The sequence below is a fragment of the Herbaspirillum sp. WTB6 genome (assembly GCF_057457785.1).
Window position 1 is genome coordinate 1931376 of record NZ_CP176522.1, and the last position, 16934, is coordinate 1948309.

General features: G+C 64.8%; 19 protein-coding genes and 3 pseudogenes. 8 read left to right on the plus strand and 14 right to left on the minus strand.

Annotation, left to right across the window (positions count from 1 at the left end):
• Positions 1–64: 64 nt before the first annotated feature.
• A complete protein-coding gene (locus ACK2VC_RS08975) occupies positions 65–715 on the plus strand; it encodes a nitroreductase family protein (protein ID WP_486729998.1) in 651 nt (216 codons plus the stop codon).
• Positions 716–807: 92 nt separating this feature from the next.
• Here the strand turns inward: ACK2VC_RS08975 and ACK2VC_RS08980 are convergent, their stop codons facing one another.
• The 6 genes from ACK2VC_RS08980 to ACK2VC_RS09005 all read right to left on the minus strand — a co-directional run bounded on the left by ACK2VC_RS08980 (position 808) and on the right by ACK2VC_RS09005 (position 4671).
• Positions 808–1386 (minus strand): hypothetical protein, encoded by a 579-nt coding sequence (locus tag ACK2VC_RS08980; protein WP_486729999.1) that lies wholly within the window; start codon positions 1384–1386, stop codon positions 808–810.
• 203 nt (positions 1387–1589) lie between these two features.
• Complete coding sequence (locus ACK2VC_RS08985; protein WP_486730000.1) at positions 1590–1829, minus strand: CsbD family protein; 240 nt, start codon at positions 1827–1829, stop codon at positions 1590–1592.
• Positions 1830–1926: 97 nt separating this feature from the next.
• Positions 1927–2238: a BON domain-containing protein gene (locus ACK2VC_RS08990; protein ID WP_486733207.1), complete on the minus strand. Its 312-nt coding sequence runs from the start codon at positions 2236–2238 to the stop codon at positions 1927–1929.
• A gap of 305 nt (positions 2239–2543) precedes the next feature.
• The gene (locus ACK2VC_RS08995) at positions 2544–3080 is read right to left on the minus strand and encodes a flavin reductase family protein (protein WP_486730001.1); all 537 of its coding nucleotides are present in this window, start codon (positions 3078–3080) and stop codon (positions 2544–2546) included.
• 23 nt (positions 3081–3103) lie between these two features.
• On the minus strand, positions 3104–3874 hold the full coding sequence (locus ACK2VC_RS09000; RefSeq protein ID WP_486730002.1) for an ABC transporter permease: 771 nt from the start codon (positions 3872–3874) through the stop codon (positions 3104–3106).
• A gap of 5 nt (positions 3875–3879) precedes the next feature.
• Positions 3880–4671, minus strand: coding sequence for an ATP-binding cassette domain-containing protein (locus ACK2VC_RS09005; RefSeq protein ID WP_486730003.1), 792 nt, complete (start codon positions 4669–4671; stop codon positions 3880–3882).
• Between the two features lie 167 nt (positions 4672–4838).
• Here ACK2VC_RS09005 and ACK2VC_RS09010 point away from each other — a divergent pair.
• Positions 4839–4907: pseudogene (locus tag ACK2VC_RS09010) on the plus strand (hypothetical protein); the annotation flags it as partial.
• A gap of 197 nt (positions 4908–5104) precedes the next feature.
• On the opposite strand, the gene ACK2VC_RS09015 reads toward ACK2VC_RS09010, so the two are convergent.
• Together ACK2VC_RS09015 and dinB are read right to left on the minus strand one after the other, a co-directional pair.
• A complete protein-coding gene (locus tag ACK2VC_RS09015) occupies positions 5105–6007 on the minus strand; it encodes a recombination-associated protein RdgC (protein ID WP_486730004.1) in 903 nt (300 codons plus the stop codon).
• Between the two features lie 142 nt (positions 6008–6149).
• Positions 6150–7283: a DNA polymerase IV gene (dinB, locus tag ACK2VC_RS09020; RefSeq protein WP_486730005.1), complete on the minus strand. Its 1134-nt coding sequence runs from the start codon at positions 7281–7283 to the stop codon at positions 6150–6152.
• A gap of 30 nt (positions 7284–7313) precedes the next feature.
• Between dinB and ACK2VC_RS09025 the strand changes: the two are divergent.
• Both ACK2VC_RS09025 and ACK2VC_RS09030 read left to right on the plus strand, forming a co-directional pair.
• A pseudogene (locus ACK2VC_RS09025) lies at positions 7314–7439 on the plus strand (transposase); the annotation flags it as partial.
• Between the two features lie 153 nt (positions 7440–7592).
• Positions 7593–8573, plus strand: coding sequence for an ROK family protein (locus ACK2VC_RS09030; protein WP_486730006.1), 981 nt, complete (start codon positions 7593–7595; stop codon positions 8571–8573).
• Positions 8574–9059: 486 nt separating this feature from the next.
• On the opposite strand, the pseudogene ACK2VC_RS09035 reads toward ACK2VC_RS09030, so the two are convergent.
• From ACK2VC_RS09035 to ACK2VC_RS09045, 3 genes and pseudogenes are all read right to left on the minus strand, one after another.
• Positions 9060–9513, minus strand: a pseudogene (locus ACK2VC_RS09035) (NYN domain-containing protein); the annotation flags it as partial.
• 45 nt (positions 9514–9558) lie between these two features.
• Positions 9559–9834, minus strand: a complete 276-nt coding sequence (locus tag ACK2VC_RS09040) for a DUF4404 family protein (RefSeq protein ID WP_486730007.1) — start codon at positions 9832–9834, stop codon at positions 9559–9561.
• A gap of 111 nt (positions 9835–9945) precedes the next feature.
• On the minus strand, positions 9946–10152 hold the full coding sequence (locus tag ACK2VC_RS09045; RefSeq protein WP_486730008.1) for a SlyX family protein: 207 nt from the start codon (positions 10150–10152) through the stop codon (positions 9946–9948).
• Between the two features lie 195 nt (positions 10153–10347).
• On the opposite strand from ACK2VC_RS09045, the gene ACK2VC_RS09050 reads away from it, so the two are divergent.
• A complete protein-coding gene (locus tag ACK2VC_RS09050; RefSeq protein ID WP_486730009.1) occupies positions 10348–11343 on the plus strand; it encodes an IS30 family transposase in 996 nt (331 codons plus the stop codon).
• Between the two features lie 93 nt (positions 11344–11436).
• On the opposite strand, the gene ACK2VC_RS09055 is transcribed toward ACK2VC_RS09050, so the two are convergent.
• From ACK2VC_RS09055 to ACK2VC_RS09065, 3 genes are all read right to left on the minus strand, one after another.
• On the minus strand, positions 11437–11967 hold the full coding sequence (locus tag ACK2VC_RS09055; RefSeq protein ID WP_486730010.1) for an Rrf2 family transcriptional regulator: 531 nt from the start codon (positions 11965–11967) through the stop codon (positions 11437–11439).
• A 198-nt stretch (positions 11968–12165) separates the two neighbouring features.
• Positions 12166–12720, minus strand: a complete 555-nt coding sequence (locus ACK2VC_RS09060) for a cytochrome b/b6 domain-containing protein (RefSeq protein ID WP_486730011.1) — start codon at positions 12718–12720, stop codon at positions 12166–12168.
• Positions 12717–13004: a PepSY domain-containing protein gene (locus ACK2VC_RS09065; protein WP_486730012.1), complete on the minus strand. Its 288-nt coding sequence runs from the start codon at positions 13002–13004 to the stop codon at positions 12717–12719. The genes ACK2VC_RS09060 and ACK2VC_RS09065 overlap by 4 nt, the downstream gene beginning before the upstream one ends.
• A gap of 194 nt (positions 13005–13198) precedes the next feature.
• On the opposite strand from ACK2VC_RS09065, the gene ACK2VC_RS09070 reads away from it, so the two are divergent.
• From ACK2VC_RS09070 to ACK2VC_RS09080, 3 genes are all read left to right on the plus strand, one after another.
• A complete protein-coding gene (locus ACK2VC_RS09070; RefSeq protein WP_486730013.1) occupies positions 13199–13864 on the plus strand; it encodes a response regulator in 666 nt (221 codons plus the stop codon).
• Positions 13861–15210: an ATP-binding protein gene (locus tag ACK2VC_RS09075; protein ID WP_486730014.1), complete on the plus strand. Its 1350-nt coding sequence runs from the start codon at positions 13861–13863 to the stop codon at positions 15208–15210. Before ACK2VC_RS09070 ends, ACK2VC_RS09075 begins: the two co-directional genes overlap by 4 nt.
• Before the next feature lie 376 nt (positions 15211–15586).
• The gene (locus tag ACK2VC_RS09080) at positions 15587–16846 is read left to right on the plus strand and encodes an ABC transporter substrate-binding protein (RefSeq protein ID WP_486730015.1); all 1260 of its coding nucleotides are present in this window, start codon (positions 15587–15589) and stop codon (positions 16844–16846) included.
• Positions 16847–16934: the final 88 nt, after the last annotated feature.

The window sequence follows — 16934 nt, forward strand, 5'->3', positions numbered from 1 at the left end:
GTGGCGCGGCGGCATAGGCTGGCCGCATCAGTGCATGTGGTTGCCGATTCAATGGAGGTCGCCGATGACTACCCTGAGCAAGCTGGCGCTCGGAATGATGGGACGCTTGCGGCCGCAGCCCGCGCTGGGCGACTCGACCGCTGTGATTGCCCTGCCGCCGCCCGAGAAACAGGGCGGCCTGCCCTTGATGGAAGCGCTGGCCCGTCGCCATTCGGCGCGCGAGTTTGCGCCCGATGCCTTGCCCTTGCCGGTGCTGTCCGGTTTGCTGTGGGCGGCCTTTGGCGTGAACCGCGCCGATGGCGGGCGCACCGCGCCCTCGGCCCTGAACGCGCAGGAGATCGACATCTTCGTCGCGCTGCCGGGCGGCGCCTACCGCTACGACGCCGCTGCGCACGCGCTGCAACTGGTGGCGGGCAGCGACGTGCGGCGCGTGACCGGCTACCAGGATTTCGTCGACGATGCACCGCTGGATCTGGTGTATGTGGCCGACCACGCGCGCATGCGCCTGGTGCCGGCAGGACAACGCGCCGCCTACGCCTACTTCGCTGCGGGTGCGATCGCGCAGAACGTGTACCTGTTTGCCGCCAACCAAGGCTTGTCTACGGTGATCCGCGCCTGGATCGACCGCACCGCGATCGCCGATGCGCTGGGGCTGACGCACGATCAGGAAGTGCTGCTGTCGCAGACCGTTGGCTATCCCAAGATCATTCCATGACTGGTTGGACGCTCAGCGCTGACAACTCGCCTGGCGACCAGAAGTGGCCCACGGCAGAAGTGCGCTAGCGTGGACCGGGATTCTCGCCATTGCTACTTGCCGTATTGTGATTTGGCATCCGCAACACATTTGTCTTTCGCATCGCCGGCAAATTTATTGCATTTTTCGATCGCAACCTGGTACTCGCTGTCGCGTTTAGCGGCCGCCGCATCCTGCCTTGCTTGGGAGGATTCCTCGTGGGCCGTCGCATTTGCTTTCGAGGACTTCGACCGTGCTTTGGCGTCGGCTTTGGCGCGTTCCAAGGCGGCTTTCGCTTCTTTCACGCAGACGTCTTTTTCGTTGCCCGCCTTGTCGTCGCATCTTTCCTTGGCCACGGCGTACTCCGCTTCTGCCTTGGCAACGCTGACGTCGTAATCGGCATTTTTAGAAGGCTTGTAGCGCGCTTTGAGCTCGGCCTTGGCGACCTTCTCCTTGCCCTTGGCTTCGGCCTGGCAAATGTCTTTCGCATTGCCAGCCAGGGAATCGCAGTGCGCCTTATCCATTTTGTATTCGGCCGCAATACGATCTTCCGCCGCCTTGTGTTCGTCTTTCGACATGCCTTGAGCCATGGCGTGAGTGCTGAAAGCAAGGCTGAGTGCCAGAGCAATCGAACTGATAGATAGCCTATTCATGTTAGCTCCAAAATATTGATCAAATGGATTCGCAGTAGGGCGCCCGGGGAATGCCAAGTTCGCACCGAGTCGCGTTTACGCGGCTCGATCCAGCAAACCCGCCCCCCAAGCTCAGGGGATCAGGTTCCTTGTGTGCCCCCGCATCTGGCGCTGCTTGCCTCGCATGCACCCGACGCCCGGACTGCAACAAGCCGCTGCGCACTTTAAGGTGGACCCTTCTTGCGCGGTTCGGCATTCACCGCGTCCTCCAGCGAGTTGGCGAATTCGTCGATTTGCCGGTTCGCTTCGTCCTTGCCGATGCCATACACTTCTTGAATCTTGCCTGCCAGGTGCTCTCGTTTCCCGGCCACGACATCGAGATGGTCGTCGGTCAACTTGCCCCATTTCTCTCGCACTTTGCCCTTGAATTGCTTCCAATTTCCTTCAATACGATCCCAATTCATGGTGTTCTCCTAAACAATTGCAACATGTCGCGTGACCGGCGCGATCCAGGCCAGCGAGGCCAGCGCACTATTTTTTTCCGCAATATTTGAAACGCAACTATTTGACGCGCATGTCGTTTCTGACCGCTTTCACTCCCTCGACGCCGCGCGCAACTTCCACCGCCTTCCGAATAGCGGACTGTGAGCTCACGAAGCCGGACAACTGAACCGTGCCTTTGAAGGTTTCGACGTTGATTTCCGCCGATTTCAAATCCGGTTCATTGAAAATGGCAGCCTTGACTTTGGTTGTGATGACCGTGTCATCGACGTATTCCCCCGTTCCCTCATGGGTCGGTGACGATGCACAACCGACCTGAAAGGCCAGCACAATGGGCAGCACGAGTGAAGCAAAGAGTCTGAATGGATTCATGGCAATACCCTGGAAAAAAGTGATAAACGATTTTTGCCTGGCCTGTTTGCCGGCCGGGAAAGCCAGCAGACCATCTGCCCTTTGATTAGACTTCGATGCCGCCACTCAGGCATTGACGAAAAATAAACAAACCGGATTTCTGCACTGCGACTTGATAACCGCGAACGGCCGGAATGGCCCGGCCTGAACCGGTTGGCGGTTGGATCGCCGGTATCGAAAGCCGGCTCTATACCTGTCCCACAATGCCAAGCACAGCGGCAAGGTCAATATTCTCTTTTGATCCAGACTGAAACTCGCCGGCCGGCTCACTTCATCCTCGAGCGCAGCTTGATCGTCGCGCCGGCCACCATGAACACGCCGCGGCCGCGGTGATGCAGGGTGCGCGGCTCCTTGTCGGCCGGATCGAGCCAGGCCTTTAGCACTTCCAGCACGAAAAAGTTGTAGCGGTTGACCAGCCGGGTATCCACCACCCGGCATTCCAGGCTGGCGTAGCACTCGGCGATCAGCGGCGCGCCGACCACTGACGCCGCCACCGGCGTCAGGCCGAAGGCCTGGAACTTGTCGAGGCGGCGGCCGGAGCTGTTACCGCAGGCCACGACCTGTGCCGCCAGCTCGGCGGTGGGGATGTTGAGCACGCATTCGCGCGTCGCCGTCAGCGCCGCGAAGCTGAAGTCGCGGCCGCTGACGACGCAACCGACCAAGGGCGGCTCGAACTCCATCATGGTGTGCCACGACATCGTCATGACGTTGGCGCGGCCCCGGTGCGCGGTGGTCAAGAGCAGTACCGGCCCGGACTCCAGCAGGCCGTAGACCCTGGGTAGCGGAAACGAGCGTTTTGCCATGTCAGCCTCCCCACTTGCCGGCCCTAGCGCGCCAGCCCCGGATACAGCGTCGACGCCAGCGCCAGCAGCGCCGCGAACACCAGCAGCATGATGCCGAAGCTGGTGCCCGCGGCATAGGCGCTCCGCCCGCCGACGATCATCGCGCCGCGCAGCACGTCCACCAGGTAGGTCAGCGGGTTGAACACCGCGATCGCTTTCAGCCAGCCCGGCATCAGTTCCAGCGGATAAATCGCATTCGAAGCGAAGAACAGCGGCATCGTCAGCACCTGGCCGATGCCCATGAAGCGCTCGCGGGTCTTGACGATGCAGGCGATCAGCAGCGAGAAGGTGGAGAAGATGCAGGAGCCGACGAACACGCCGGCCGCCACCGTCAGCATCGGCAGCAGCTGCCAGCGGATGTCCACCTGCAGCGCGATCGCCACCAGATAGACCACGATGGCCTGCACCAAGCCGCGCAGCCCGGCTGCCAGCGCCTTGCCCAGCACCAGCGCGCTGCGATGGGCCGGCGTCACCAGCAGCTTGTGGACGATACCGAGGTCGCGCTCCCAGATGATGGCGATGCCGTAGAAGATCGCGCTGAACAGGATGCTCTGCGCCAGGATGCCGGGCGCCATGAAGTCGAGGTAGCGCAGGTTGCCGGTCGGGATGCCGCGCACCTGGCTGAACACCTGGCCGAACACGGCCAGCCACAGCACCGGCTGCACCGCGCGCGACAACAGCTCGGTCGGGTCGCGCGCCAGCTTGCGGATCTCGGCGTCGGCGACGGCGGTGGTCTCATAGGCCAGAGCGAGCATGGGCGTCATCCGAGGCGCTGGATGGTGCCGCGGCTCTCGCGGATGTCGCGATAGCTGCCGCCATGCTCGATCACGGCGCCGCTGAAATGCACGAACACGTCGTCCAGCGTCGCTTGCGGCCCGACCTGGGCCTTGAGCGCGCCAGGCTGGCCGACCACCGCCAGCTTGCCCTGATGCAGGATCGCCAGTTCGTCGCACAGCACGTCGGCCTCCTCCATGTCGTGGGTGGTCAGCAGGATCGTCATGTCCTGGCCCTGTTGCAACTGCTGCAGCCGTTCCCAGACGGTGCGGCGCGCGACCGGGTCGAGGCCGATGGTCGGCTCGTCCAGGAACAGGACTTCCGGGTAGTGCAGCGTCGCCTGCGCCACCTCGAGCCGGCGGATCATGCCGCCCGAGTAGGTGCGCACCAGCTTGCGCGCCACCGTCTCCAGCCCGGCGAACGCCAGCGCCTCGGCCACGCGCGCGGCGCGGCGGGCGCCGCGCAAGCCATACAGGCGCGCCGACAGGTTGAGGTTTTCGATCGCGGTCAGGGCGCCGTCGGCCGATAGCAACTGCGGTACGTAGCCGATGCGCCGCCGCACCTCGACCGGGTCGGCGGCGGTATCGAAACCGGCCACGGTGGCGGCGCCGGAACTGGCGTCCAGCAAGGTGGTGAGGATCTTGATGGTGGTGCTCTTGCCGGCGCCGTTCGGGCCCAGGAGGCCGAAGATGCAGCCGCGCCCGACAGAGAGGTTGAGCCGGTCGAGCGCGGTGAAGTGGTCGAAGCGCTTGCTCAATTCGACCGTGGCGATTGCCACGACTTGCCTGCCATCAGCCATCCGGGACGCTCGCACTGGTTGTGGTCCGGCAGCGGCCGGTGTGACCGCTGGCCCTGCACCGCACCCACCGGTAAGCACCGGAATCAGCCGGAATCGAAGTCCGCGCCGGGGGATTCGTCTGCGCCGCCCCGCAACGGGCGTGGCGGGTGCTGACCGATTATGGGCGTCTGACCGAATTCGTGCCGCACCTGGCGGCGTCGACCTTGATTTCGCGCAATGGCCGGGAAGCCGCGGTCAAGCAGGACGGCAGCGGCGGTTTCCCATTCATCACGCAGGAAATCCACCCGATGCTGCGCATCCGCGAACAGCCGTTCCGGGCGTCGACGTCACATGGCGCGGCGGCAATCCGAAGCGCCACGATGCGCGCCCGGCCCCGCTCCTGCGGCTGGCCGCTCGCCCGCAGGAACGCGACTCAGGCAGGGGCCGCTTCACCGCCCAGCGCCTGCACCAGATCGGCCAGCATCCGGCTCAATTCGCCGCTCATCAGGGCAAAATCGGCATCGAAACGTTCATCCTCGCCGGCCGCCATGCTGTCGGTGTTTTCCTTCAGCACATCGAGCGGCGCGATGCGTTTCAAGGCCAGCGATTCGGTCAGCACGAACGACACGCGGTCGGCCCAGGTCAGCGCCAGCCGCGTGCATTGCTTGCCGGCGGCGATGTGGCGCCGCAGGTCTTCGGCTTCCAGCGCGTGGCGCACATAGCGCACCGCGGCCTTGCTGTCGCCGGAGGCGCGCAATTCGGTGTCCTGGTCGACCGAGAAGCCGGGCGGCGCTTCATCGGCGGCCAGCCAGTCGGTCATCGCCGCCTGCGGCGACCGCGCCACGCGCAGGTTGGTCAGCGGCAAGGAATCGACCGCCTTCAGCAGCAGTTTCAGGATTTCATCGGCCTTGGCCGGGCTGGAACTGTCGACCACCAGCCAGCCGTTGACCGGGTCGATCCAGACCCGGGTCTCGCGCCGGATCGAAAACGCGCGTGGCAGCAGCTCGTCGGTGACCTGCTCCTTCAATTCCTTCATTTGCTTGCGGCCCGGCTTGAAGCCTTGCTGCTCCTCGATCTCGGCGGCGCGCGCCTTGCACACCTGGTTGATCACGGACGCCGGTAACAGCTTTTTTTCGGTGCCGAGCGTAAGCAGCATCTGGCGCTGGACGCTGTGCACCAGCGCGCCGTTCGGGCGCGGCGGCAGCCAGCCCTGGCTCTGCATGTCGCCGCTATTGCAGGGCGCGAACGCCTGCGGCGCCAAAAAGGCTTCCAGTTGGTCGGAGGACATCATCCACGGGGCGGGGAGACGGTAAATCTGCAGGTTCTTGAACCACATGGTGAGCGCGCAAAAAAGGCGCCATTCTACACGCCGGCCGCCACCGGCAAGAACGGCTCTTCCAAACGAAATTGGGGTCAGAGTCGAATTTCCCTATCGAGCCGGACAAGAAGGCCAGCACTCTGACCCAGTTTCCCTGGCGCTAGCGCGCGCTGGCGGGGAGGTTGCCGAACAGGCCGAGCTGCGGCGCGCTCTGTTCTTCGCCCAGACGCACGCCGGCGCCCAGCAACCGCACCGGCTGCCGGCCGCGCGCAAACCCGGTTGCCAGCAGCTGGCGGTACAGCGCGGCATCGGGCAGTGTCGCCACGCATTCGGCCGTGGTCTGGCGAAAATCGGCGAAACGGATCTTGATGAACAGCTTGCGCGTATGGCGCTCCGCATCGGCGCGCAGTATTCGTGCCTGCAGCATTTCCAGCAGCGGCGGCAACTGTTGCAGGCAGGCGGCCAGGTCGGGCAGGTCGGTCACGTAGGTTTCCTCGACGCTGATCGACTTGCGTTCGCGGCTCGGCGAAACCGGACGCGAGTCGATGCCGCGGCACAGCTCGTACAACCGGCCGCCGAACTTGCCGAACTGGGCTTGCAGCTTGGCCAGCGGCCAGGCGCGCAAATCGGCGCAGGTATGCGCGCCCAGTTGTTGTAGGCGAGCGGCGGTGACGCGGCCGACGCCAAACAGCTTGGCCACCGGCAAGGCGGCGACGAAGGCATCGACCTGTGCCGGCGTGACCACGAACTGGCCGTCCGGCTTGTTCCAGTCGCTGGCGATCTTGGCGATGAACTTGTTGGGCGCAATACCGGCCGAGGCGGTGATGCCGACCGTGGTGCGGATGCGGGCGCGGATTTCCTGCGCGATCAGGGTGGCGCTGCCGCTGGCGTGCCTGGCGGCGCTGACGTCGAGATAGGCTTCGTCCAGCGACAGCGGCTCGACCAGCTCGGTGTAGTCGCGGTAGATCGCCAGGATCTGGCGCGAGGCGGCGCGGTATTTCTCCATCGCCGGCGGCAGCACCACCAGTTGCGGGCAACGGCGCAGCGCCTGGCCGGTCGCCATCGCCGAGCGCACCCCGAAGCGGCGCGCCGCATAGTTGCAGGTGGCGATCACGCCGCGCGCGTCGGCGCGGCCGCCGACCGCGACCGGCAGTTCGGCCAGCGCCGGGTTATCGCGCATTTCGACCGCGGCATAGAAACAGTCGCAGTCGCAATGGATGATTTTTCGCAGCGGCGCGTCCAAGATGAGGTGAGACAACAGATTTGCGGCTACCACCGGCAGCCCAGACCTCATTTTAGCGGCGCGCCGCTGCAGTCGGTGTACGGCATCCTGGAGGCCTTCAACAGCAAGGTGCAGCTGGCCAAACGCAATGCCCGCGGCTTTCGCAATTTCGACAACCCCATCAATATGATTTGCTTCCTCTGTCGGAAGCTGAAGTTCGAGGACCCACTCAAATTCACATATGGTCGAAGTTTTAATGGAGTATGCTTCATAAATGACCATTTTATATGCGGAAATATGAACACTACAATGGAGTATGCATGTCGATTCAAGCTGATTTCATGTGCCATCTGAGGCGATGCCAAGCGGAATAGGCCAGGCATGACCCCCTCCTATATCGGCGCGCTCGACATCGGCGGCACCAAGCTCGCCGCCTGCATCGCCAATGCCGACGGCCTGCTGCTGCGGCTGACGCAGCCGACGCCAAAGACCGGCTCCGAGCGCGCAATCCCGGAGCAGGCGGCGGCGCTGCTGCACGCCGTCTGTCGCCAGGCGGGTGTGACACCGGCTGCGATCCGGCATGTCGGCGTGGCCTCCTGCGGCCCGTTTCTCCGCACCGGGGGCGGGCTGGCGGTGGTGGCGCCGAACCTGTGCGGCGGCAGTGGTGCGCGCGGCGTGCCGAACGACTGGCAATCGATTCCGCTGGAACAGGTGCTGTGCGAGCAGTTCGACACGGTCGCGATTGAAAACGACTGCACCGCCGCCCTGATCGCCGAGCGCACTTTCGGCGCATTGCAGGGCGAGCGCGATTGCGCCTACGTCACCTGGAGCACCGGCATCGGCTTCGGCCTGTGCGTCGACGGCCAGGTGCTGCGCGGCAAGCACGGCAATGCCGGCCATGCCGGCCACATGCTGATAACCGACGATTCGGATGCGCCGTGCGGCTGCGGCAACCTGGGCGACTTGGAGGCGCTGGCCGGCGGGCACAACCTGGAACTGCGCTGCGGCAAGCCGGTACGCGAGCTGTTCGCCGGCGCGGCCGGCGGCGATGCGGCCGATCTGGCGCTGGCCACGCAGGCGGCGCGCCGCCTCGGGCGCGCGCTGTACAACCTGGTGGCGACGCTCGATTTGCGCCGCATCGCGGTCGGCGGCAGCATCTGGAGCCACCACGCCGACTGGCTGGCGCCGCTGGTGCGAGGGGAAATCGACCGCCGCTTCCCGCTCCTGACGCAGGGCGTGTCGGTGCAGTCGGCGGCGCTCGGCGCGCTGGTGGCCGACATCGGCGCGCTGTGCCTGGTGCTGCCGCCGGAATGGGTCGAGCCGTGGCGGCGCGCGCAAGCCTGGCGCGCGCTGCCGGCCTGAGCCGGTTCACGCGGGTTCGCAATCCAAGTGAGAATCAGGCGCGCAGCCGCAGACAGTGCCGCTGCACGGCAAGGCGAAGCGACACAGTGATCGCTTGGAGTGCGAATCCGACTCAGTCTTCAGCCAGCGGCAGGCGGATCGTGTATTGCCCCGCCTTGTCGTCGCGCACCAGCGTCAGCAGGTGGCGTTTCTGCGCGTCTTCCACCAGTTCGCGGAACGAGCGGTAGCCATAGGTGGATTCGGTGAATCCGGGCCGGCGCCGCTGCATGGTCGGCTTCAGCATCGAATACCAGATTTTTTCCTCGCCGCGTTCGGCGATCAGCGCCTCGATGGTTTCCATCAGGAAGTCGAGCGCTTCCTGGTGCCGCTCTTCGTCGGCCCGTTCTTCGTCCTTGCTGCCGGCTTTCTTGGCGGCCGGTTTTTTCGCGCCGCCGTTGGCGGCGGCCTTGGCCGGCGCCTTCTTCTCGGCGCGCTTCTTCTTCGCTTCCTGCTCGCGCACCAGGTCGTCGTAGAAGATGAATTCGTCGCAATTCGCCGCCAGCAGGTCGGAGGTGGAATCCTTGACGCCGATGCCGATCACGTACTTGTTGTTCTCGCGCAGCTTCGACACCAGCGGCGAAAAGTCCGAGTCGCCGCTGATGATGACGAAGGCATCCACGTGCGCCTTGGTGTAGCACAGGTCGAGCGCATCGACCACCATGCGGATGTCGGCCGAGTTCTTGCCGGACTGGCGCAGGTGCGGGATCTCGATCAGCTCGAACGCCGCTTCGTGCATCGTGCTCTTGAAGTCCTTGTAGCGCTCCCAGTCGCAATACGCTTTCTTGACCACGATGCTGCCCTTCAGCAGCAGCCGCTCCAGCACCTTGCGGATGTCGAATTGTGCATAGCGGGCGTCGCGCACGCCGAGCGCGATGTTCTCGAAATCGCAGAACAGCGCCATGTTGGTGAAATCGGATTGACTCATTCTTCTTGTCCTTGCGCCGGGCTAAATCCCGATATTGCCGAGAATATCGGTCAGCTCGCGCAGCGCCAGTTCCATGTTCGGATGGCGCGCCGCCAGCCGGGCCGAGATCGCTTGCGCCCGCTCCAGCAGGCGGTTCGATTCCGGCGTGGCGGCGGGCGCGGCCTCGCGCGCCAGCAGCGCCTGGATGTCGCGCTCCAGCGACTGCAACAGCTCGCGCAGTTCCGGATCGACGTCGGCCGTTCCTTCCAGATTCGCATGCAGATTTTTCAGCGACTGTTTCAGGTGGTCGGTATTCATGATGCGGCTTTCTGTGGGCAAATAAGGTGGCAAAGTACGGCGTGGTTTGCGGCGCCGTCGCCGCGCGCGGCTACGGCCACAGTTTAGCAGCGCGCTCCGGCTTGCGGCCGCTCAGTAGTGCGGCGGCCGCTCGTGCGGCAGGCGGCGTTCGGCGTCGTCGCCGGCGCGCTTGGCAAGCTGGGCGGCGAGCGCCGCGCACAGCGCCTGCAGCTCGTCGATCTTTTTCTGCTGCGCATACAGCGCCTGGTTCAGCGTATCCAGCAAGTCTTCCTGCTGCGTCAGCTTGATTTCGATCTCGACCAGCCGTTCTTCCATCATCGGTTTCTCCGTTGCTTGCCGGCCACGCGCAAAAATGGGGCCGACGCCGCATTTGACCACAGGCGCGGCAGCGTCGCCATGTCACCGGGCCACGCCAGGCGGTTTCAAAGACGAAGTGCAACACCGATCAACGGAAGGAGGGCGAGATGCGCTAGCATTCGAACCCTTTGACCAGCCAGTCGAAAGTTGCCGAATATGCGCTATACGCACCTCACCCGAGACGAACGATACCAAATTCACGAACTGCAGGCAGACGATCATTCAGTCAGCGAGATTGCGCGCCGGCTGGGGCGGCATCGCTCGACGATCAGTCGCGAACTGCGGCGCAACCGGGGCGTGCATCAATGGCGGCCTGGCCAGGCACACGATAAAGCCTTGGCACGGCAACAGAACAGTCGTAATGCGAGCCGGGTTGCCGACGCCGCCTGGTTGGCGGTTCAGGCCTATATCCGCCTGGACCTGTCGCCCGAACAAGCGATCCACCGCCTGACGCTGGAACGGGGCAGCCCGATCGGCATCAGTCATGAGAGCGTCTATCAACGGATCTACGCCGATCGGCGTGGCGGCGGCGATTTGATCCGGCACTTGCGCAGCCAGAAACCCCGGCGCCAGCGCCACGGCAGCGGCCGGCGGCGTCGGGGAATCCTGCCGGGCCGGATCGGCATCGAGCATCGTCCCCTGATGGTCGAGCAACGCCTGCGGCTGGGCGATTGGGAAGGCGACACCGTGATTGGCAAAGGCCAGCAAGGGGTGCTGGTGACGCTGGTGGAACGGCGGTCGCGCTTCACCCTGGCCGCCCCAGCCAACAGCAAGCAGGCCGAGGGCGTGGGTGCGGTGGTGGTCGATTTGCTCAGCCCGCATCGGCGGGTGTGCCACACCATCACCTTCGACAACGGATCGGAATTCGCCGACCACGCCTTGATCAGTGCCCGCCTGCGGGCCGATGTCTACTTTGCCCGCCCCTATCATTCCTGGGAGCGCGGCCTGAATGAAAACACCAATGGCTTGCTCCGGCAGTATTTCCCGAAGAACACCAATCTGAAAACCGTCAGCCAGCAAGCGCTCCAGGCCGCCGTCGACAAACTCAACCACCGCCCCCGCAAATGCCTTGGTTACAGAACCCCGCATGAGGTCTTTTACAACCTTGCTACACTTCCTCTGGATTTAGCCTATGTTGCACTTCGTGTTTGAAACCGCGCCACGCTCAGCAAGGGTATGGGCAAAATTCCGTCATTTCACCATCGGAAACGCCAGCCAATGCCTGGAGTATGCGGTTCCGGAATGTCAGTATGCGGTATGCGCATAACCGAAATCGGCCGCCTCCGGAAAGCGCAGCCCGCGCACGGCCGCGCGCTGCGGGCCGCCGTGGATGGGCCAGGCGCCGGCGCGCGACTTCAGCCGATCCAGCGGAAACTGGCGCAAATGGCGAAACACGCTCTGGTTGATCGCCATCGTGACTTGCATCATCAGCAAACCGACTTCGGCGTGGACGGGCTCGTGCACGGCATTGTCCGCCGGCTCGCTGCGGGCGCCGCTCACGCTGCGAAACACGTCTTCCAGCGTGGCATCGGCCGGGCGGCAAGCCAGCGCCCAACTGCCCGCCAGGCCATCCTGCTGGCGCAGCAAGCCGGCACGCGCCAGATCGGCGCACAGCGGCTCCAGTTCGGCGGCCGCGCAGCCGGTGCATTCTTCAATCTGCTGCAGCGGGATGGCGCGCGGCGCGCAGGATACCAGCTTGGCGAGGATTTCGACGCTGGTACAGAAACGCCGATGCAAGACGCCATTGCCGAGGATGTGGTGGTCGATATCAAGCATGCAACGGCCCCTTTCGCTTGCCATGGTGTGGCGCGCAGCAACATGCCGCGCCGGGAGTCCGCGGCCGGCGAACACGCTGATGGCATGCCGCACTGCACGGAGTGGGCGCATGCTAGAAGAACGCAGCGCAGCAAAGCCAATGCAAAATATGCATCGGGCTATGCCGTGCAGGCATAGCCCGATGCATTATCGTCTGCTTCAATCGGCACGCTTCCTGCCGGTGAACATCGCGCGCACCAGGTTTTCGCGCTGGCGCAGGCTGCTGAAAATGACACCGGCCACGTGTAATCCGACCAAGAACAGCGTGCCGTTGGCCAGCGCCTCGTGCACTTCCTCCAGCGCCTCGCTGCCCCAGAAGGCGTTGGTGGTCAGCAGCCAGCCGGAGGCGCCGGTGCCGATCAACGCCAGCAGCAGGGCGATGATCATCACCGCGCCGGCCGGATTGTGGCCGAGGTAGCGCGCCTCGCGGTGCGCTACCAGGTCCTTCAGGTAGCCGACCAGTTGACGGTACGATGGCACGAAGCCGACGAAGCGCGCGGGGCGGCTGCCGACCACGCCCCACACCAGGCGGAAGGCAACCAGCCCCAGTACGCCATAGCCGAGTGTCTGGTGCAGTTGGCCGCCGTCATCGCCCAACAGATAGGCGCCGAAGAAGGCGGCCACCAGCGACCAGTGGAAGATCCGCACCAGCGGATCCCACACCCACACCGCTTTAGCCTCGGCCCCGCTTACGTTCGAGACTGCGGTTTTCATTTTTTACTCGCCTGGCCGACCACGCTGGCATCGACCGGATTGACGAACAGCTCGATCTTCTTGCCGTCGGCTGTCTTCGAGTACACCTCGTAGCAACTTCCGCCGGTCTTGACGCGGCCGACACTGTAGCCCTGGGCTTCGAACTTGGCCTTGACGTCGGCGCTACTCATCCATTTCGATTTCGGCTGGGTAGTGCAGTCGCCGTCGTAGGTGGACGCGAAGGCGCCCAGCGAGACGGCGCCGCAGGCCAGGGTAGCGGCGATCTTGAGTGACAATGCGGTCATGATGTTTCCTTTCAGTGGTTGCGTATGCGGCAGATGCCGGTATGCCGTTTGGCATGGGGGCAGAATGCGGCTGGCGCCTGAAGCGAATCTTAAGAAGCAAAAATTTTTTCGCCGCCGCTTAAGATCGGCTTAAGCTGGAACGGCGACAACGGCGATCGGGCCGCGTTTGGACGGCCCGGCAGCAAGGAAAACCGATGCGCTTATTACTGGTGGAAGACGATCCGATCCTCGGCAACGGGATTGAAGCCGGCTTGAAGCAGGCCGGCTTCGCCGTCGATTGGGCGCGCGACGGGCGCGCCGCGCAACTGGCGCTGCAGACCACCGAGTACGAGCTGGTGGTGCTGGATCTCGGCCTGCCGCGCATCTCCGGCATGGATCTGTTGCAGCAGTTGCGCGCCAAGGGCAGCGACCTGCCGGTGCTGCTGCTGACCGCGCGCGACACGGTGCGCGACCGCGTGGCCGGGCTGGAGGCCGGCGCCGACGATTACCTGGTCAAGCCGTTCGACCTGGCCGAACTGGTGGCACGCATCCGCGCCCTGCTGCGGCGCGCGCACGGCCGCAGCACCGACACCATCCGCTACCGCGACCTGCTGCTGGCGCCGCACAGCCTGACGGTGACGCGCGGCGAGCAGAGCATCACGCTGTCGGCGCGCGAATGCGCGATCCTGGTCGATCTGCTGGAGCATCGCGGCACTGCGCTGTCGCGCGCGCGGCTGGAGGAAAGCCTGTATGGCTGGAACGAGGAAGTCGACAGCAACGCGGTCGAAGTGCACATCCACAACCTGCGCAAGAAGCTCGGCAGCGAGCTGATCAAGACCATCCGCGGGGTCGGCTACCTGATCACCAAGGACACGGCATGAAGCGCAGCGCGCAGCGCTTCTCGATCCGGCGCCGCCTGCTCTGGCTATCGCTCGGCAGCCTGGTGCTGGTGTGGGGTGCGATGCTGGGCGTCAGCTACGAGAAGGCCCATGAAGAAATCCATGAACTGGCCGACGCCCGGCTGGAGCAGGGCGCACGCACGCTGCTGGTGCTCGATCTGAAGCGGCTCGGGCGGCTGGCCAAGGCCGGCAATCACGACGATGCCAACGAGCGGCACGACGACGATGGCGCGCTCGCGTTCCAGGTCTGGGGCGACGGCGGCGAACTGCTGCTGGCCAGCGCCGGCGCCCCGCCCGCGCCGTATCAAGCGCGCGCCGGCTACGCGACCCAAACCATCGAGCGCGAGCCCTGGCGCAGCTACACCGTGCGCGACCGCAAGCGCGGCTACCAGGTCACGGTGCTGGAGCCGATCCGCCTGCGCGAGCAATTGATCCGCAAGCTGGCCCAGCGCATGGGCCAGGCGCTGCTGCTGGCGCTGCCGCTGTTGGCGCTCCTGATCTGGGTCAGCATCAGCCAAAGCCTGCGGCCGCTGGCGCGGCTGTCGGACGCGATCGCCGCGCGCGACGCCAACAAGCTGGAGCCGATCCGGCTGCCGCAGGTTCCGGTCGAAGCGCAGGCGCTGGTCAGCGCCCTGAACCGCCTGCTGGAGCGCCTCGCGCACTCGCTCGACAAGGAGCGCGCCTTCACCGCCGACGCCGCGCACGAACTGCGCACGCCGCTGGCGGCGATCAAGGTGCAGGCGCAAGTGGCGCTGGCGGCGGAGGACGACGCCAGCCGCCGGCACGCGATCGAGCAGGTGATCGCCGGCGTCAACCGCACCACCCATCTGGCGCAGCAATTGCTGCTGCTGGCGCGGCTGGAACATGGCGAACCCGGCGCGCACCAGCAGGTGGATCTGGGGCAATTGGCGGCCGACTGCGTGGCGCAGCGCGCCGATGAGGCCGCGCGCAAGGGCATCGAGCTGGAACTGGCGGCGGCGCCGGCCTGCGTGCTGCAAGGCGATGCGGCGATGCTGGCGATCCTGCTCGACAACCTGCTCGACAACGCCATCAAGTACGGCCGCGCCGACGGCCATGTCGCCGTCACGCTGCGGCGCGAGACGGGCGGCCTGGTGCTGGCGGTGGCGGACGACGGCGAGGGCGTGGCGCCGGCCGAGCGCGCCCGCCTGCGCGACCGCTTCTTCCGGGTCGAGGGCAACGACGCCGCCGGCAGCGGGTTGGGGCTATCGATCGTCGAGAAAATCGCCGCCGCCCATGGCGGCACGCTGGAGATCGGCACCGGGCTCGAAGGGCGCGGCCTGGGGGTCAGCATCCGCTTTGTCGTCTGAGCTTTCCGCTCGCGTCCAGCACTGCGGGGTGCACCGCCTAGAAAAGTGCGCCGGCGGTGGTGCAGCGCAACACGTCCAATCCGGTTCGCACATCATGCGCGACGACCAAGCGATCGACATCAAGCAGCCCGATGTCCGGCCCAGCGGAAGTTGCAAATTTTAATGAGAATCAATTGACATGGTGTTGCAACAGGCATAACTTAAGCGCCACTGTCCCATTCCATGACGCAACTGACGCCATTCCGACGCCGGCCCAAGCCAAGAGACAGTGCTAATAAGGTCATCCACAGCAATCAGCAGTGCGGCGACAAGCATTCACTCATCCAGTCTGAAACGTCATTGCCACCGCCTACTCACCACAGGAGGAGCATTACAAATGGAAAAGCATGGGACAGGCGGCGGCATCAAGCGCCGTGCGGTATTGCAATTGGCCGCTGCGGCCACGGTCGCGCAGTTGGCGCCACCCTTTCTGATCAGCGCGCGCGGCGAGCAAACCGTCAAGCTCGGGCTCGACAACCCGCTGACCGGGGTATACGCGGCCACCGGCAAGAACGAATTGACCGGCTGCCAGCTGGCAATCGAGCAGATCAATGCCAAGGGCGGCATCCTCGGACGCCAGGCCGAGTTGCTGATCGAGGATTCGAGCAGCGGCGACGCCGGCACCGCGGTGCAGAAGGCGCGCAAGCTGATCGATCGCGACAAGGTCAATTTCCTGCTCGGCAACGTCAATTCGGGGCTATCGCTGGCCATGGCACAGGTCAGCAATGAAAAGGGCATCCTGCACATCGTGCCGGGCGGCCATACCGACGCCATCACCGGCACCACCTGCCACTGGAACGTGTTCCGGGTGTGCAACACCACCCGCATGCTGACCAATGCGATCGCCAAGTCGCTGATGGACCGCTATGGCAAGAAGATGTATTTCATCACCTCCGACTATGCCTTCGGCCATACCTTGCAGGAGGGCTACGACGCCAACCTCAAGCAGTACGGCGGCACCAAGCTGGGCGAGGATCTGGCGCCGCTCGGCACCACCGATTTCTCGTCCTACCTGATCAAGGCGCAGGCGACCAAGCCCGATGTGCTGGTGTTCCTGCAGAACGGCGACGATTTGCTGAACGCGCTGAAACAGGCGGTGCAGTTCGGCCTCGACAAGCGGATTCACCTGGCCGGCGCCAATACCGAGCTCGAAGTGCTGGAAGGCCTGCCACCGGAAGCGCGCATCGGCGACTGGGTCGCCGAGTGGTACCACATCCAGCCGGGCGTGCCGCACGTCGACGACTTCGTCGCCGCCATCAAGAAAAAAACCGGTCGCGTGCCGACCGCGCGTACCTGGTTCGGTTTCGTCGGCACCTGGACCTGCGCGCTGGCGGCCAACAAGGCGAAGTCGCTGGACGCGCTGAAGATGGCGCGCGCACTGGACGGCTTGCAGTTGCCGCCGGAAGTCGGGCTGATGCCAAACCTGCCGTTCTACCGCGCCAACCAGCACCAGCTGATCGGTTCGCTGTATGTCGGCAATGCGCAGGCAAAAGGGGCGGCAACGGATGACCTGTTCCACGTCACCAAGGTGGTCAACGGCGCCGAAGTGGCCGGTACGGTTGGCGAATCCGGCTGCAAGATGACCTGGCCGGCGTAGGGTGCACAGCCAACTCGGCAATCCCCGGCTCCAGCCAGTCAGACCGTCGTTCCCGCAGGTGTAAGCGGGAACGACGACACGCAGCGCG

Coding starts and splice junctions, on each gene's coding strand:
- ACK2VC_RS09065 (WP_486730012.1), bottom strand. CDS start 13,004: ATGACCGCATTGTCACTCAAGATCGCCGCTACCCTGGCCTGCGGCGCC.
- ACK2VC_RS09045 (WP_486730008.1), bottom strand. CDS start 10,152: ATGATGGAAGAACGGCTGGTCGAGATCGAAATCAAGCTGACGCAGCAG.
- ACK2VC_RS08985 (WP_486730000.1), bottom strand. CDS start 1,829: ATGAATTGGGATCGTATTGAAGGAAATTGGAAGCAATTCAAGGGCAAA.
- ACK2VC_RS09030 (WP_486730006.1), top strand. CDS start 7,593: ATGACCCCCTCCTATATCGGCGCGCTCGACATCGGCGGCACCAAGCTC.
- ACK2VC_RS09015 (WP_486730004.1), bottom strand. CDS start 6,007: ATGTGGTTCAAGAACCTGCAGATTTACCGTCTCCCCGCCCCGTGGATG.
- ACK2VC_RS08980 (WP_486729999.1), bottom strand. CDS start 1,386: ATGAATAGGCTATCTATCAGTTCGATTGCTCTGGCACTCAGCCTTGCT.
- ACK2VC_RS09055 (WP_486730010.1), bottom strand. CDS start 11,967: ATGCTTGATATCGACCACCACATCCTCGGCAATGGCGTCTTGCATCGG.
- dinB (WP_486730005.1), bottom strand. CDS start 7,283: ATGAGGTCTGGGCTGCCGGTGGTAGCCGCAAATCTGTTGTCTCACCTC.
- ACK2VC_RS09080 (WP_486730015.1), top strand. CDS start 15,587: ATGGAAAAGCATGGGACAGGCGGCGGCATCAAGCGCCGTGCGGTATTG.
- ACK2VC_RS09040 (WP_486730007.1), bottom strand. CDS start 9,834: ATGAATACCGACCACCTGAAACAGTCGCTGAAAAATCTGCATGCGAAT.
- ACK2VC_RS09075 (WP_486730014.1), top strand. CDS start 13,861: ATGAAGCGCAGCGCGCAGCGCTTCTCGATCCGGCGCCGCCTGCTCTGG.
- ACK2VC_RS09000 (WP_486730002.1), bottom strand. CDS start 3,874: ATGCTCGCTCTGGCCTATGAGACCACCGCCGTCGCCGACGCCGAGATC.
- ACK2VC_RS08990 (WP_486733207.1), bottom strand. CDS start 2,238: ATGAATCCATTCAGACTCTTTGCTTCACTCGTGCTGCCCATTGTGCTG.
- ACK2VC_RS08975 (WP_486729998.1), top strand. CDS start 65: ATGACTACCCTGAGCAAGCTGGCGCTCGGAATGATGGGACGCTTGCGG.
- ACK2VC_RS09050 (WP_486730009.1), top strand. CDS start 10,348: ATGCGCTATACGCACCTCACCCGAGACGAACGATACCAAATTCACGAA.
- ACK2VC_RS08995 (WP_486730001.1), bottom strand. CDS start 3,080: ATGGCAAAACGCTCGTTTCCGCTACCCAGGGTCTACGGCCTGCTGGAG.
- ACK2VC_RS09070 (WP_486730013.1), top strand. CDS start 13,199: ATGCGCTTATTACTGGTGGAAGACGATCCGATCCTCGGCAACGGGATT.
- ACK2VC_RS09060 (WP_486730011.1), bottom strand. CDS start 12,720: ATGAAAACCGCAGTCTCGAACGTAAGCGGGGCCGAGGCTAAAGCGGTG.